Here is an 18,968-nt window from a genome sequence, read left to right on the forward strand (position 1 = left end):
TGCCCTCTGCATATTTATCAGTTTTCGTAAAATAAGACACTCTCATTATAGCAATGAAAGTGCCTTATTGCAATTGGCAAATATGGTCTCTATGGTCGATAGAATGTCTCAGTCTTCAATCCTGACAATATATTTGTCCACTTAGAAGCTCCGCTTCTGACATAACGGGCATACTGGTTGACAGTCGCATTCGTCAGTGCATCCGGATCATCCATATGTTTCACAACACTGTATGCTTTTTTTGCCGGATGGTTCTTTGCACTCCAGTTATAGCGAAGTCCCAGCGTCATGATGCCTTCTGCGGAATCATCAAGGTATGCCCGGTTCATGATCGCATCTACTTTTGTATTGGCAGATGCGATATAGAATTCGTAAGCAGTCGCTGCTGCCTGGGAATTCTCTTGATTGCTGTCGGCTGCAATATATCCCTGTTCTCCCAGGATTACACGGATTCCACCAGTCGGGTCTGGATTGCCATCGTCATCCGTATTTTTGATGCCATATCTGCTCTCTATCTTCTTCAGGTAATTGGTCAGCACCCACAGGTTGTTCATGGAAATATACGATGTATATTCGGATCCTGAAGTGCTGCTCCAGTCGTTCCAGAAATCATTTCGACACAGCGGATTGGAGTAAGGATGATAGTCCACATGCCATTCCATCTGAGGTTCTGTTGCATGCATATAATAAGCAAAGCGGTCCAGATACTCTTTTCCCGGATGTCCGTCACTGGTCCATGCAGTCCAGGTATGATCCAGCGAAATAAAGACTCTGGCATTACTGTCCGATTTTTTCACCGCCTGATACAGCACCTGAAAAGCTCTCGCATAGTTGTCCGCACATTCCTGCGTCGAGACATTTCCGGCATAGTTCCATGCCTTGCAGGCATTCACCTCATTGCCAAGTACCCAGTTACTTACACGGAAATTCCGCGGACTCTTGCTGCCGTCTCCTTCGAACCAACCGCCTTCGTCAGTTCCTCTGGTTCCTCCCAGAGACTCTGTGATATAGCTGAACAGTGCTTCCAATGTAGCTCTCGCTGATGCCTCTGACATATTTAATGCATAGTCATTCTTGCCTGCCACTCTTCCGGCCGGATAGATCAGATACTGAAGTTCCGGATCCCATTTCATCAGAAGATCGACCGTTACATTTTTGGTCCAGTTACCATATTTGGTCGGATCTTTCAGTTTGGTAGGATCATTTTCATCCGGTTCCAGATCTTTGGTATCCACCCGTCGGTTCAGTTCATAGATTGTCTTCCGGTATTTCACCATATCCTGGAAATAGTAGGTCTTTCCCTTGTAAGTGTATGGTCGATAGCTGGCAGAGCCAAATCTTCTCACATTGGTACTGGTTTTGATCAGTTCATTCAGATTGATGTTGATCAGAACTGCATTCACTCCAAGATCCTTGGTATCTGTGTCTTCCACACCCTGCATTCCTTTTTTGGAATCTACTTTTCCCTGATAGAAGCCAAAGTAACTTTTCGTTGTCTCTGCATATTTACCCGGATTGGCCACGTACATGCTGTTGCTGGTGATCTGCTGATATCCGGTGTTGTTTTCCGCCGGAACCGCAAGCACGTACTTGCTCATCACGTTGCTTCTGCGGTGTGCATCTGCAGGGAATGTGGCAGTCAGTATCTTGTTCTCTGTATTGATCGTCGCTTTTGCCCAGACATTTTTACCATCCGCTCCCGGAACCTGCATGTAGATCTGCGTTACATCCATAAGGTTTGCAAATTTTCCGTTGTCTGCCGCAGTTATCTGAACAGTCACTGTCCCGGCTTCCTTATCATAGGCTGTCATGGTACAGCCGGTTAACTTCAGTCTGTCGCTTGTTGGATAGGTTACTTTCAGATCCAGTACGATCTGGCCTTTATAATTTCCTTTTCCATCCAGAGTTACCTTATTGGTTCCGATCCTGATCTCGTCATCATAGGAAACTGTATAATCCCGGTTCACCTGCAGATGTTTTCCATGGTAGGTCAGATTCACGCTTGCGTTTGTCACCTGCCAGTATGTGCAAGTAGAAATACTTCCCACGGAAGCTCGGTTAATATCTACCTGCTGAATCTCAAAGGTTCTGGTCTGCGATCCGGTGTAAGCTCCGCGCCCCTGAATCGTAACAGTGGCCGGGGTGCCATCTGTATCTGCCATTCGATTGTTTGCATAGGAGATTGAGTAGTCTACGCCCGCCTGCAGGAGTTCTCCATCCAGTGTCACAAAGGTAGCCGGTGTAAGATTGGAGCCTGTATACAAGGTCTCGTAATATTCCAGTGTATAATCTACCAGCGCATTGTCATTCAGATGGATTCGCTTCAAGATCTCTGTTCTGCTTCCACCATAATTTCCCTGACCGATAATCTCAGCACTTATCTCATCTTCCGTCTCTGTGTAGGAAATGGTATAGTCCGTTCCTTCTTCAAGGGTCTTCTCACCGTCCATAATGGTCGCCTGCAACGGCTCTGCTGCATCAGAAGCACTGTTCTCCAGTGTAACTGTGATATCTGCCTCTATCTCTTTGGGGGTGATTGTAAAGTTCTGCGTATACATGCCGGAATATCCGCTTCCGGTGATTCCATACACAATGACAGATGCCGCTCCGGCATTTATATTCTCTTCATAAGATACCCGGTAATCTGATCCTTCTGTCAAAGCTTTTCCAGTGCTGGCATCCATCAATGTAATCTTCGGGCAGATAGCTTCTCCGGTGTAAATGTAGGGGCCTTGATCAAGTTCACAGATTACCGAAGGAGTCATTCTGTTTTCGACGATTTCAAAATTGACAATCCTGCTTCCCGTATAATTGCCAGTTCCCTTAATGACCATGTAAGCCTTACCCATCTTCTCATTGTCATACCAGGCAACAGTGTAGTCCGTGCCCTTGCTCAGAGTCTGAACATTTCCTGTCTGACCGTCCCCAGCCACTGTTGTCATTGTAACCTTCGGCTCCGGTGTACAAGGCATTCCATCATAGTTGATCTTTCCATTCTGCGGAAGCGTCACAACCACTGATTCGTCATTGATATCCATAGGAACGATTCGGAACTGAATAGTTCGCTCTCCTGCATAACCACTTCCTTCCACGGCAGTCAGATGGACTGATGCGGTTCCCACATTGGTATTGTTCTTATATTCTATTGTGTAGTCTGTTCCTGCTTTCAGTTCTGTTCCTTTTAATCCAAGCAAATTGGATAACAGATCTTCGCCTGAATCTGTCACTGTGATCTCCGGTATCAACGGCTGTCCACTGTAAGTCTGGTCTTTCACAGAAGAGACATTCATACGCCCCAGCAGTCTGTCTTTCGTGACCTTGAAGGACAGTTTTACGGTTCCCTGATAATTTTTCTGACCTTCTACTACCAGTTTATAATTTCCTGGTTCTCTGACCTGCATGGTCTCATTATCTTCGCCGTCCTCATAGTGAATGGTATAATCCACGCCCCGGTTCAGTTGTTTTCCATTTACAATAACCTTTGTGGGCGCTGCCGCAATCAGTCTGCCTGTATAATACCAGGTTCCTGCAAAGGAAATATCTTCCTTATGGATCAGAATCCGTGGGATCGCATAATTTCTTCTGACTTCACCTGTATAATTTCCTTTTCCGCGAACGATCACAGTTCCGGTTCTCTGATCGATACTTTTCGTGTACGTCACCGTATAATCTGTCTTTTTCTTCAGAACATTTCCGTTCCATGTCACCTGCACGGTCGGGCGGACGCCTGCGGATACATTGGTCAGATCCAGATCAATATCCACAAGATCCATATTGGTCTTGCTGATGGAAAATGTAGTTGTCATTGTTCCGGTATAATTTCCCAGACCTGTGATCTTCAGCTTTGCAGTTCCGGTAGTCTGGTTCGCCTCATAAGACAGTCTATAATCTACGTCTTCTGTCAGCACCACATCTCCCAGCTTCAATATAGGTGCCGGTGTGATCGGGCTTCCTGTGTAATTGTAAGAAGAACTGATGCCCTGGATCGATACCTGGGAAATATTACGCGGTACGATCATGAATGGAATCTGGATCCTTCCCGTATAGCCCTTTCCCTCTACGGCATCCACCGTCATCAACGCAGTTCCAACATTTACATTTTCCTCATAACGGACGGTATAATGCGTTCCTTCCTTCAGAACTGCTTTGGTCTTTGGATTGATAAGCTTCACGCCCGGACAGATCTCCATCCCGGTGTAAGTCTGCATGGGAATTACGCTGACTGTCACATCAGACAATGCCCTGTCTTTGGTCACTTTCACTGGCAGTTCAATGGTTCCTGTATAATCATTGATTCCTTTCAGGATCATTGTGTAGCTGCCTGCATCTTTGACATATGCTGTCATAGTTCCGCTGGCATCTGTATATTCCGCCCGGTAATCTCTTCCCTTTAGAAGGAAGGTCCCATTCACAGCCACTGCATAGGGTTCTACATTTACAGCTTCCCCGGTCCATGCATACAAAGATGTATAATCAATGTTTGCATTTCCGGCTTCATAGGCCTCTCCCATATCCGCCGGGAGAATCTGGAATGTAAGCTCCCTCTCCCCTGAATATAATCCAATACCGGCTACTTTGATTCTACCCGTTCCTGCGTGCAGATTGGAAGAATATTCTACGGTATAATCGGCTCTTTCTTCCAGTGTATAAGTCTCATTCTGAATCGCAAATTCCGTTTTAACAGCTTTTCCCGTAAATGTCACCGGATCAAGTCCGCTCACAGTCAGCTGGCTGATGTCTCCAGGCCGGATCACATAGATCGTTCTGGTCACTTCTCCGGTGTAATCACCTGTACCTTTGATCACAACCGTATAGCTGCCTGCTTCCTGAATGGCAGTTACTGCCTCTCCTGCTGCATCTTTATAGATAACTGTATAATCGGTATCTTTCCGCAGTTTATTTCCCGTCTCCGGCTCTGTGACTGATAACTGCGGATCAATGGCACTGCCTGTATAATTATAAGATTCTGTCAGAGAAATATTCAGATCCTCCACGGATCTTACCACATGTACGGACAGCTCCTTGCTTCCAGTGTAATCGCCGATTCCTGCAATTATTATTTTATAGTATCCTATATTTTTGATTTCGGATACTTCTGTTCCTGATGGGTTATGATAAAAAACTGTATAGTCTGTACCTGCTTTCAACAGTTTCTCTGTATCAGCCTCACGAACAGTAATCTCCGGTGTGATTGCCGAACCTGCGTACATCTGCTCCGAATCTGTTGTAATATCCAGACTGCTCAGATCTCTTGTCACATGTATGGTCTTAACGATCTTTCCTGTATAACTTCCCATACCTGTGAACACCAGCTCATAGGTTCCTGCATTCTGAATCTCGTCAATATCCTCTCCCGCAGCATTTCTATATGCTACGGTATAATCTGTATTTTCTTCCAGATCTGTACCGTCATACTTCACTGTAAACACCGGTGTGATGGCAGATCCTGTCCACGGATATTTTTCTGTCCAGGTAATACTCATGTCTGTAAGTGGTGTCTTCTGAACATATTCGTATGCATTTTCTGAAAGAGTTGGATATACAAATGTAAAATCCGAATCGGTATAGGTCAGAACGCTCTCTGCAATATGTTCTTCGCCTACATTTCCAGATGCTCCAAATCCTTTTGTCTGACTTCCCGCCAGAAAATAGGTATCATATATATTCATGCCCTGATCATCCCATGTGGCATCTACCAGATACCACTGGTCATCTTCCATCTGCACATAGTTCCACATATGGGCACCTTTACTGTCTCCGATGCCTCCCATTCCGCTCACAAGCACACAGGGAATCCCCACTTTATCACACAGGACTTTGAGGGCCTTTGCATAACCCTCGCATACCACTTTCTTTCCTTTGTCCTTGTACCCAATAAATGCCGGAACTGATGTATGCGCATACAAATACTGACTTAAGTTGGATTTATCTGCTCCTGCTGCTTCATTGTCATAAGACAGTTCCTCACACAGATAATCATGAAAATACTTTACCAGCTTGTAGCGGTCATCTCCCGCCGCTTCCCGAGCCTGTTCCACAATCTGGGCAACAGCTTCCTGGTAAGCTCTGAGCGTCTCATCTCCTGTGGTTCCTGTGGAACAGTTTTCATAATATTGATCTCCATCTCCGATTTCATAGTCAATTTCGGAGACTCTGCCATCTCCAGATGCGTTTTCATAGGTACAGATTCCCATTGATACACCATAAGCCCAATAAAGTTGTGGGTAGTCCTGCTTCATAGCCCACCATGCTTCGTTCGCCGTCATGACGGCTCTTTCATATACTTGCTGGTAAGTCGCGGGTGTATATGGGAGCTGGGTTTTCAGGGGAATCTCAACTATCAGCGGTGCAAAGGGTTCTTCCCCATAATAGCCATCATCCATCAGTTTTTTTTTCAGTGTCTGATACAGTTCTATTGCGACCGGATCACTCAACTGTTCTCCAAAGGAACCGTTCCACTCAGTGTCTGTCTCACTCAGAAGTGCAAACTCCGAGAATCCATCGATTGCAACCAGATCCGGTTCAGCTTCAACAACTTCATAGATTGTTTTCATCTTCTGTTCTGTATCAGATTCCTTGTCAGTCTTCTCCGCTGCTTCTACTTCAGTCGTTTTCTGCTTTTCAGCTTCTGTTTCGTCTGTCTCGTCCACGTCCTCCGTCAGCGTGCTGTTCTCTTCTCCATCCGTATTATTTTTCACGCCTGCCTGCACGGTATTCGTATCATTTTCCACGTCTGTCTGCGCGATGTTCGTATCAATACCTGCCTCTCCTTCTTCCGTCTTATACGGAGTGGCTGCCGTCGCATACACGGGCTGTACCTGACTGATCATCATGGATGCCGCCAGCATCAATGCCAGTATTCTTCTGGATCTCACTCGTATTTCCTCCTCTTGTCTTCTGTTCTATTCTATGCTTTCTGTCATTTTGCTGTATATCTGTAAATGGATCTTAATCATTCGGCAGATCCACTTACAGATATGCAGGCGGCTTTGTTATCCGCCGCCTGCAGACTGTATTTCATTTACATTTAAAGGATCATATTCCATGTCAGGTTATTGGTTCTGGCAGGCTTTAACATCATTACTTTTGCTCCATCTGGCACGGTTCCCATTCCAGAGATATGGGCACCTGACTCAGCATCATATCTGCTGTACTTCGGTGCAAATATTTCATTTGCCTGCTCCTGCGTCACCTTCGGAGCCTGCAGAAGAACCATTCCATTGACAAGCTGTGCCTTGGAATTTCTTGCATATTCTGTCAGGCAGATAATGATCGGTGCATGGACTGCCACATTCTCAGATGTTGCAGTTTTGTCAAAGGAATCCGTCTTTGAAACTGCTCCGGTGATCACGATCTGTGATACGTTGCTCCTGTTCTTCCGGCCGATAATCTGATTATCCATGGTCTCCAGTTTCACCTGATTCATTCTTACTGCACCAGTTACCGTATTTTTCACCCACATGCCTGCATCGATCACGCCAAGGTGCATGGTCGTTGTACCTGTGGATGTGTAATTTCTGGTTTTCACATAACCATTGATCTGTGCATCTTTTACCGCCACATTTCCTGCGGTCACATTCAGTGTCACACCTTCATTCAGCTTCAGGCTGCTGATTCCACTGATTCCTTTTGGAACAGAGAGAATCGCCTCTTTGGATCTGACCTGCACAACGGTGCTTCCGACTTTATGATCAAACTTGTCAGACAGCTTCAGATCCACGGTTCCAAATCCTGTGATCTGTTCCGCAGGCTGAGTCTGCATGTTGTTAACATAATAAAAATTATCTCCGTTGCTCCAGTTGGTGGTCATCTCCCAGGTCAGTATGCTCTTGGTGCCACCACTGATTCTTGACGGTATCGCTGACAGATATGCGTATGTGTTGCCCTGATTTGCTTTATATTCAAAGTTTCCACTTTCCAGCATATTTTTCATGGTCAGATCATAATTACCGGCATTTAAGGTGTATGCACGGTTTTCATACCATACGGTCTTTCCACTTGCTTTTCTAAGTACTCCGATCAGTCCGATCCGGTCAAATTCCGTCGGGCAGCGGAGCGTGATCGCTGTACCGGTAAAGAACACATACCGTCCATGGTCATCATTGGATTTCACGGTCAGTTTTGCTGCCTGTGCAGGCATGGTCAGTGTTCCGATCGTACCATTGTCCCCTGCATTCTCTGTCAGCATGATGGTGTATGTTCTCGCCTTCTTTGCGATCACATCGATCTCTTTGACTGCCTGTGCCCAGTTCATAAAGGACGCTTCATAAACCGATGTTCCATCTTCCTGCGCAGTCACAATGATGGGAAGTCCGCCATTGTTGACTGCATATTTAGATTCTGCCAGATACATGCCTTTCTCATATTTCCACAGGGGCAGGTTCTTCGCATAGGAAGTATCTGAATCCTCCACCAGCAGAGTCACATCCGCAAGAGATGCCTTCGGGATCACTGCCAGTTTTACATTTTCTGTTGGTTTTCCATTTACTCCAAGCTCATAATCCTTCATGTCATTCATGCCAAATGCATGGGTATCTTCCAGCTTCCCATTGATCTTCTTCTGATCATAGACCATCATCTGAATACTGGTCGGTACTGTGATCTCCCCGTTGATGACCAACTGGGTTCTGGATATCTTGTTCGCAGGTCTTGCTGTCCGATAGGTTGTCAGCTTCAGAGCTGCATCATCTGCATGCTTGGTCAGGTCTGTGAAAGTCATGACTTTTTCGCCGGTCACTGCTGCATCATTGGAAGCTGCCGTCAGTGTAGTCGCCGTCAGATTACCCTTTACATGCAGTTCTCCCGCAAGGCTCAGGGTCTTCGCAGATACTGCTCCATTCACCGTCACATCTGCGCCTGCCGGGATCACAATCTGTCCCTGCGGTGCTGTAATTGATGTATAGGTATCGCTCTTTTTCGGCAAGGTCAATGTCCATCTGGTATTGCTCATGGAGATGGTCGGTGCCTGCTCTTTTGCAGTCTGCCATTTTCCACCACTGACTGTTCCTGCTACCAGCTTCACACCGTCAAATGTCGTGTCACATCTCGGTGTAACCGCACCGGTAAACTTCAGTGTCGGTACAGCACTTGTACTATCGCTCTTGATGGTAACTGCTTTTGCATAAGTCGGCAGTGTCAGTGAACCATATGCCGGTGCCTGATTGCCGTCCTGTGCCGTCTTCACCAGCGGCTGTCCATTTTCCCGTTCCGCATTGGCAGTCAGGATCGTCATGGTATATGCATCATAATCTGCTGCTTTCACACCGGTTCCTGCACGGTTGATCATGGTAACTGCCTGTGAAAATGTCTTCGCATAGGTTGTTGCGTCAGACTTTTCATCACTCTCACGGGTGATCTCTACTGCCATCTCACGCTTGTCACCGTTCTTCACATTGTAGTTCAGATCCTTGTAGCTGATGAGATTTGCTAATACATCATCCGATGCTGTCTGATAATAGTGCGCACGGAAAATACCAGCGTCCGCCTTCGGTGCTGCCAGAAGCGAGATATCTTTATAAGTCTCAGTCGGATCGGCCGAAGAGCCTCCCCGGTACAATGCTGCTGATGTGAGTGTTCCTATTTTATATGCATTCAGCACATCCGCCTGCGTGGTCGTATCCTTCATTACTTTGATCCAGATCCGCCGGTCCTTACCTGTGGATGCCGAACCGTTCACTGTAAAGGCAGATTTGCCAGTCTTCGCATCTACTCTGCGGGTTCCGATGTAGCTTCCCTTATTCTTCATCCACGATGTCAGACTTGTACTGATTGTAGTCGCTCCCCATGCATTCCAGGTAGATGCTTTTGCATCCGTATCTTTCATCGTAACTGCATTCACACTAACAGTTCCCAGTGTTGCCAGATCTGTTCCATTGAGAAGATCCAGATCATTTACATACTGCATGGTGCCCAGTACACCAATCTTGCATCCATCCATGGTCAGGGTACTTACATTCCGGACGCCAGTGACAGAAGCAAACAATGTCTGTGCATTTTTAAAGGAACAGTTCTCCAGTGTCACACGAGATACGGAGGTCTTCTTTCCGTCCACTGTCATGGTTGATGCGGACATGGTCAGTGCCGGGTTTGCCACATTCACTTTATTATTCTTAATCACTACCGGATCAAAGACAAAATTTTCAAATGTAACGATGCCTGCCGGTTTCATTCCGTCTGCTGCCAGGAATCTGACCTCTGATCTCTGGATCTTATTGGTGTAGACTACACTTGCCGCCTTATTTGCTTTCGGAAGCACCAGCGAGCTGGCAGCCGTAGCATCTGTAATGCAGGTATCTGTCAATTCGGTCGGAACCTTAACCGTATATGTATCCGTCAGTGCTGCCAGATTCGCGATCTCCGTCGCCGCCTGGTTCAGATCCAGACAGGTCGTAGATTCATCGGCATGATCAAGTTCCACCTCATACGATTTAAGGCTGTCTGTTCCCAGATATACACCGCCTGCATATTTCACCAGATGATATTTTGTGTTGTCAGTATTGTTATATCCCACCTTAAAATGTGACAGATATTCTTTCGGAATGTCCGCCAGTTTCTTCGTTGCCGGAACGGTGAGCTTCACATTGCTATCGCCTGTACGATTATAAATAAGTTCGTAATCGGTTGCATCTATCAGACGCGGATCTTCTTCTGTACTATCATTCTCATGAACTGCCAGTATGATCTTGCCTTCATCAGCGCCTGCTGGTTTGCCGTTTTCATCAACTCCAGCATATACGCCGCCTGTAAGTGTAAACTGGGAGTTATCCAGACCCTTTTTCTCCACGGTTCTCCAGGTTCCGATCATCGGTGGATTGGTAAGCTGGTTTGTATAGACGATATCGCCGATCTTCATGGCAGCTTTTCCGTACAGCTCTGCTCCTGCGTGTAATACAAGTGTCTGCACACTCAATGCCCCTGCTGCCTGAACAGCAACATTTTTACGGATATAAACGGTTCCGTTTGTGATTGCCAGCTTACCGGTCAGATCATAACGAGTATTCTCATCGCCATCGAACTCATACTCTGCCGTCTTGGAACCGGCTCCTGTGATACTTCCGATTGATGCATCGACTCCGCTGACAACAACGGTATCCATCGTAAAGCTATAACTTCCCACTGCAATGTCTCTGGAAATACCATAAGCTTTTTTCACACCTTTTACTGTTTTCACAGCGGTTGGTGCCAGCATAATTCCCCTGAACACTGTATTGGAGCGTAAGGAAATGTTGTTATTATAATAGATCCGATCACTATTGACATCACATGCTGTGATTTCCACTGTTGCTTTTGTTGACGGCAGTGTCAGATTTACCGGCTGTACTGCTTCTCCCAGGTTCTTACACAACACAATACTGATGGTCTCACTTGCAAGGTTGCTGCTCTTATAAGCATTGACTGCTGCCACTGCATCTGCCCAGGTCACATAATAACCAAGCAGTTCTTCGTCCTCCACATATACAGCCGCCTGTACTTCATCTGCATAATAGATATTTACATAGCCGCTCTTGTCGCGGAAGAAGATATAACCAGTTTTCTTTCCGGTCTCATATGGATTCTCATTTCCTGCTTTCAGATTCTCGCTATCCGGTACGAAGAGACTGATATCCGCCTTCGGTGCAACCAGGAAACGTCTGCACGCGGTCTTCTGTGCCGCTGTAAATGTATCGCCCATCACTGCCAGCGTCGGAACAGTTCCATCGCTGTTCAGCACCTTGACCCTAATCGTTGAACCATCTTTACTTGCTACGTTTCCTTTGATGGTCAGGTAAGGTGTCAGATCTGCGGCACTCTTGCGGATGGTGGTCAGTGCATTCTTGGATCCTGTATAGGCCAGATCTTTATTGAATGTAAATACGCCATCTGCTTCTACCTGAGAATCTGTCATGGTCACATTGCCATTGACTGTCACGGATGCTGCTTTGAGCTGTGCATTTCTAAGTGTCAGATCTTTCACTACTGTAAACGCGCCATCTGTGTAGATCCAGTTGCCTTTTCTGTCTTTACCGGTCACATATTTCTCTACATAGAGCTTTCCATTTGCGTCTTCATCATTTGTGTTTTTATCTGTGTTCAGATCCACATAAGTGAATCCTGTCACAGAACCATAGATCAGGTTGCCCTCAGTTGCTCCTGTATTTTCTTCACTGCGGTTTCCGACTGTCTTAAGTGTCTTTCCGGTAACTGCTGTCAGCTTCAGAGTTGCCGCATTGTTTCCTTTGAGGATCAGCGGCGAATTGAAGGTCACATTGTCACCCAGATTCAGGGTATATGCACCTGCCACAGTCAGTGTAATCGGTTTTACGCATGTCTTCGGATCTCCGTCAAATATAACATTAGTCCAGGTTCCATTTACCCTGACTTTGCTGTTCAGATTTACATTTTTCAGAGTGAGTCCTGTGTTGGCAGTGATATTTCCCTGATAGTAAATGTTCTTTGCATCACCTTCGGATGTCACAATGACATTGGCTGCAGCATTTCTTCCCGGAAGCAGCAGACTGATCGGTGCTGTCTTCTCTGCTTTTGCACTTCCCAGATCGGTCTTCAGAGTGATCGTATACTCTGTATTCTTCGCATTGCTGTTGCCTGCTGCCTGATTATTGATCTCCGTCACTGCATCCGCCCAGGTCAGACACGGGGTCTGCTGGTCTGCCTTCGTACCATCACTGTCAGTGGTCTTGTATGTCAGCTCGATGGCGTAGTCCGTGGTGCTCATATAGTTAATATAACCGCCAGACTTATAGAGCATGCCCTTCTGCACATCACTGTCTGTTGTATTCAGGACAATCTTGGCTGCTGCTGTTTTCTTCGCCAGCACAAGCGGAATATTCTTATAGACAGTCTCCTGATTGTCATTGACCGTCTTATAAGTGCTGCCCCATACATAGCCAGCCAGAGGTGCTTCTTCATTCGACCGATCCTTAAATAGTACTTCCTGTGCCGTCAATGTGGTTCCTGTCTTCACCATTTCTACCACTGACAGCTTCAGCGGATCTCCCTTGACCGTTCCATTGATGATAAAGTTCGGTGTCACACGGGTGATCTCTTTGTCTGTACTCCTTGTGTTTCTTGTCAGCGTCACAGATGCCTGTACGGAACAATCACCCTTTGTGATTACATCCGTCACAGTCAGCTTACCGTCTACTTCCAGTAATGCAGTTTCTCTTTCTTTGACATTATTGGCAAGCTCCAGATTAGTTGCGGTCACATTGCCTGTTACATACAATCCCGCACTATGATCGCTCTGAACTTTCAGTACGCTCAGTCCACTGATGCTTCCATTTACGGTAAAATTACAGGTTGTACTTGTTTCGTCTTCATTCTTTCCAGTTTTAGATACGGAATTCCGTACAGTTACCTGACCTTTTCCGTTTCCAGTGATTCCAGTGATCTTATTCCCTGTCGGAATATAACAACTATCCAGTTCCAGTTCATAATTCTTTACCTTGATACTTCCACCGGAAGTCTGTGGTACAAGATCAAGCTCCACAAACGTGGTATTGCTGTTCAGCTCAATCAGATTCTTAAAACTGAATTTTATTGAACTCTCTGTCTCATTTACTACATACAGCCGGTGAACTTTTGTAGGGAATCCAAGGTTCTCATTCACATTTGTCGCACTGTCCTTCAAAATGGAAATCACATAATCAGCCGTCGGATCATTCAAAAACTGAATCTGGCCGAAGGCTTCTTTGACAGTTCCAAAATAACCATAGATATTGCCTTTCTCATTATAAGAACCATAATTCAGTGCAACCGAAGGTGCGGCCGTTCTTGCGATAATAACCCACTCACCAGATTTTTCTGTCCACTGCTTCTCACCCTTCTCGTTCTCTGTTACGAACCAGGATGCCGGTGCATTTTTGGCACTCAACAGTTGGTGATCTGCGGTCTTCGTATTGTAGATTCCCTCAGTATCAACAGTAATCGCACAGGAGAGATAATACGCTTTCTCTCCCTCTGCCTCATGATAATCCCCGTCACTATCAACCTTTTCGGTCACATACAACATGGAATCTGTATTTTCTCCCGGATAGGAGACCTTGTTATCCTCTCCGTTGGTGATTACATTGGCCAGTGTGATCTTACCGGAGGTCATCTGATTGTTATTATTTCTGACGCCCACAGTCTTTAACCATGCTGCATCATTCATTGTCAGCTTTGTTGCGGTCACGTTACTGGTAACCTGCAGGGTCGGAGTATGATCCGGCTTACCAGACAGAATCAGATGTGCAATGCCGCTGACAGAGCCTCTGGCTTCCACCCACGCACTGGCCTCAGACGGAAGTACTGTGCTATCTCCTGTTACAATCTGCCATACCGAATTGGCGGATCCTGTTACATTGGTAAATACACCGCCGGAATTTTCCAGATAGAATGTATTCCGGTTCAATGCAACGCTCGCTGGAGCTGCACCTTCTTTTGCTGTTGCTTTCGGCGTCAACCAGAAATTCTGGAATGTCACATTGGTTGGAAGGCTTACATTTCCATACCAGGTCAGTGTACACAGTTCAGCGCCTGAACGCTGCTCATAAGAGAAGTCCAGACTTGCGGCTTTGGACGGAATGGTAAATGTTCCATCGATCGTCACTGTGTCGTCCAGTACCTGGATCTCATACTCATTTTTCGCATCATTGATGTTGTTGATAGCTGCTACTACCTGCTGCCAGTTTGCATATTCTCCGATCCGCGATCCTTCTTTAATTCCCTTCTGGGTAACTGCAAACAGTGCTTTCGCAATCAGGAGTTGTTTGCCATTCTGCTGCAGCATGAAATCATACTCTTCTCTTGCTGCATCCGAGTTATCTCCATCCCGAAGTTCTGCTGTGACATTGAACATCTCCAGCGGGAATCCACTGGTCATGCTGGTGTTAAATGCCACCTGCTTAAGCAGTGCATCTGCCGTCTTGTCCGGCTCATGGATCTTCACGGTACAGCGGCTCTCTTCATCTGCCTGTACCGGTGTTCCATTGATCGTCAGTGTATCACTTAAAGACTTCTGGATCACAGGCGTTCCTGCTATCCGCAGTCCATAGAGTACAACCGTTCCCGGCTGATCGGTCTCACCTTCACCCATATACTGTGAGTCCACTACAAATAAGGATTCGTCATTCAGCCATACTGCATCGCCATTTACTGATGCATAATTATGTACATGGAAGACTGCCTGGTCATCATTTACCAGCTTCTTCAGCCGTTTTACTGTGGATATGGTAACGGATGCCGTACCATCTTTCGTCGGATACCCTCCATTATATAAGGTACCTGCTGTCATGTTCAGGGTATCGATTTTTACCTGTCCGCCGTCATTGTAAATGGTCTCATAACCGCTGATGGCATCTTTTGCAACAGCTTTCGTTACATTCCATGTGGTTACATCTACAGCTGCGCCTGACTCCACCTTGACACTTCCACCCTGCTGCACAAGTGTCGGAATCGTTACCTTGCCATCAAAGGAGGTGCTTCCGCTGTTGAGGGTCAGCTTCTTGAACTGTACTTCCAGTTTATCACCAGAGATGTAGGTTCCTGCCTCAGTTGAGCCTCTGCTCACCAGAGATGCCACATTCAATGTAGCCTCAGACATGTCAAATACGGCATTCTCTGTCTTCTGATGTTTGTCTTCTGACCAGGTGATCGCATTGGCATAAAATGCTGCATTGGGAGCATTGATGGTCAGATCATCACCTTTTGCCGTCCACTGTTCGTCATAACCGCCTTCCAGCTTATACTCACTGAATCTGCCCATATGGATTTCTGTCGCACTCGGTGCTTCCAGCGTTCCATTTCTGATATCTACAAATGGACTGATGTAAATCGTAGAGGCTGTTGTCTTCAGAATCACTTTCTTGCCGGATCCATCCAGCTTCAGATACTGAACCTTACCTGTTTCCAGATTCTTCGGTTCATCCGCATAGGTTATGAACTCCAGATCCGTTACACAGGAAGGCAGTGTAACATTATTTTTCAACTGCCCTGATGCAAGGAGTACAAAGGTATATTTTCCTTTATCATTTCCGAAACCGCCCGAAGATATCAACTTACTAATACTTGCAACTGCATACTCAAAACTGTCAAAACGACAAATCATATTTGCATGTTTCACCAGAACAGTTGCTTCTTTAGCCCTTACGCCATAACCTGTTCCCGTTTTTTCACACACAGCATATAAAGTAATCACCTGCTTATGTTCAGAATCTGCATACAAGTCAGAGGTAAAAAATCCATCCAGTGCGGTTCTTACCTTTGGCATATAAATCTCATATCTACGCTCAGAAATTTCATTGCTTTTGTTCCATCCGAATGGCTTTTCTTCCCATTTACCAGTTTCTTGATTATATGCCATACCTTTGCAGAGCACCGGTGTAACCATCTTACCTGAACGAGATACACTTCCATTGATCAATAATGTATGGTCTGATACATTATCCGGTGATACCATCCGCAGTTCAAAGTTCTCCTCTGCTTCCAGCTCACTTCCACTTCCTTTTACAAGCAGATTATTGATCACACCACGCTCTGTAAGGGTCATGGTAGAACCAGAGACTGCCGTCAAGGTTCCGCCTACATTTTCCAGAAAATGAACGGTCAGTACGCCATTCAGTTCCAGATTGCCGATCACTTTCAGGGTTCCGATGGATACTTCCTGTTTCTCAAATTTTCCATCAGAGACCTCATAGCTCTCTCCAACCACCTTCAGACTTGCACAGTTCAGTGTCTGACCGGTCAGATCCACATTGGCTGCCATGGTCACTGCCAGTTTACCTGTGTTGGTCCACTCTACATTTTCTGTAACCAGTCTGCCGCTGTAAGCAACATTCTGCTCTCCCACGATCAGCTTTTCAGAAAGATTATTCATATTTACAGTCAGATTCGACCACCGTATATCACTGTTATCCGGATATACGGTCAGAGATCCAGCTTTGCTCACGCGGATCTGTCCATTCGTTGCCGAAGTGGTCATAACTGTATCCGCATCTGTCAAAGTCAGAACCTGTTCCTGCAGATCAAGCAGAACTGCATGTCCCTGCTCCCGGTAATTCAGATCATTCTTACCAGCACTCACTGTCTTGTCTGCATTTACCTGACTAGTATTTACACGGATCACATAAGAGACATCATTCTCCGGCTGCTCTGCGATCCATTCTTTTGCTTCTGCAAGTGTATCCACGCCAGTCTGGTAGGATTCTGCATCCTCTCCCGGCTGATAGATCCAGTAAAGCTTCGTCTGATCTTCCGGTTTTGCTACAACTGTCAGGCTGCATGTTGCTTCATCCAGTGCAAATTCAACATTTCCGTCAGCCACGAAGTAGTCATTGACATCCTTGCCGGAAGATTTAATCTGAGCGATCAGATCTGCGCCAAGAATGGCGACCTGGTCATTCTCGGAAAAGGTTCCCCAGTCTTCAAAAGTGCCAGCTACATCAACAACATCTCTCTGAAGACGAATCTGGAAGTCATTGATTTCACTGTTGATATGAAATATCGGCCATTCCACAACATCAGCAGTTTTCTCTGCTACCAGTAATAATTCATTCGCATCATTACTTATTATCTTATTAACTGTACAGCTTTTCTGTGTAAATAATTTGGAGTCTCCCTTCATTGTAAGATTTTCGATCTCCATCTCTTTTGCATTTACACTGCTTTGTTTCAGATCAAACGTAGCATTGGTTGTTTTCCATTTATTTTTTACAGTCAGGCTGCTCCATTTTGTAATAAAAACATCATCTGTAACAAATTCAGTTTCATCATTTACCGTCAGATTACTGTTCATTGCAGTCTCTAACTTCTTTTTAATTCCATTTGAAGTATTATAGGATACCTCATTCCAGGTTACACGGTTGTGCTCCCCAAGTTTAACTGTAACAGAATCAGTACTTGTTGATGTATCCCCATCATTTGCCACTTCAATATTCATATTCTGCCAGTTCAAGTAGACATCACTGGTATCCTGCGAAGACTGAAAATCAGCACCAATCGTTACAGTATTATTTTGATCAACCGTTGCAGATTTGACAACAAATTTTATTGTACCGAAAGTCTTATTTTCATCATTGCTGATTCCTTCCACATTCACCGTATAGGTACCAAAGGAATATCCGTCTCCTTCAATAGTCAGCGTATGTCCGTGAAGATACAGCGTCGTGTTGCTCCGATCCTCTGTCTGGGTATAAGCAGGGACTGTCAGATCCTGCTCAATCTCAACGGAATAGGAAGAATATTCACCTTTTTTGATCTCTTCCTCTGCCGCTTCCAGCGGATTCCTGCCTTCTATATCAGCCGCTGTCCATGTCTGAAGCTGTGTAGTTGTTCCATCGGCAATACCATTTAAAATAACCGCTGGCTCTTTCACTTCTTCCTCAGACTTTGCTGAAAACAAATCTGAAGTGACTTCATCTGCTGTGATCTCCGAGCCTGGCTGTTTGTCTTCGCCCGAATCACTGTTCCCAGTGTCTCCGATATCTCCAGCCGTATCACTACTTCCAGTGTCTCCGATATTTTCAGCCGTATCACTGCTTCCGGTGTCGCCATCGGTGATGCCGGTGTCATTATCCGTTCCGGCACCATTGTCCGCCGGCTGCTCAGATACATTCGTATCTTCAGCCGCAGAAGCCTTCTCCTCTCCTTCCTCTGTCAGAGTCTCCACTCCATCAGAAGCTGTTATGGATGCAGCCAGTGTCTCCACCCCGGCACTCTGCCAGAGCATTGCAAAGACCAGCATCCAGGCAAGAATCCTCTTGCCAACTCTACTCTTTTTCATTGGAACCTCCTTCTTTTTCATTCGTTCTGTAAAAAGACATTCTTGTATAAATTATAGCACATTTTTCAGTGACTTTTTCTAAAAATTTTTCATATTTTTATTTTGAAACTTTCAAAAGTAAATTCCACCGTCTGCATACCCATGCCACATTTTGAAATCTATTTTTTATTATTTTATGGTTTTATTTTATGATTTGGTGAAATTAACGGAT

Annotated in this window: 2 protein-coding genes; both read right to left on the reverse strand. The window is 45.6% G+C overall.

Features of this window, described 5'->3' with window-relative positions; genetic code table 11:
- Positions 1 to 89 precede the first annotated feature (89 nt).
- Positions 90 to 6,875, reverse strand: coding sequence for a DUF5722 domain-containing protein (locus WMO62_RS08200; protein WP_349144382.1), 6,786 nt, complete (start codon positions 6,873 to 6,875; stop codon positions 90 to 92).
- A gap of 152 nt (positions 6,876 to 7,027) precedes the next feature.
- On the reverse strand, positions 7,028 to 18,757 hold the full coding sequence (locus WMO62_RS08205; protein WP_349144383.1) for a hypothetical protein: 11,730 nt from the start codon (positions 18,755 to 18,757) through the stop codon (positions 7,028 to 7,030).
- Positions 18,758 to 18,968: the final 211 nt, after the last annotated feature.

This window comes from Hominiventricola aquisgranensis (assembly GCF_040096225.1).
GTDB lineage: Bacteria > Bacillota > Clostridia > Lachnospirales > Lachnospiraceae > Hominiventricola > Hominiventricola aquisgranensis.

Bases quoted from the DNA above. Each gene is read 5' to 3' on its own strand.
- WMO62_RS08205 (WP_349144383.1), bottom strand. From the start codon at position 18,757: ATGAAAAAGAGTAGAGTTGGCAAGAGGATTCTTGCCTGGATGCTGGTC.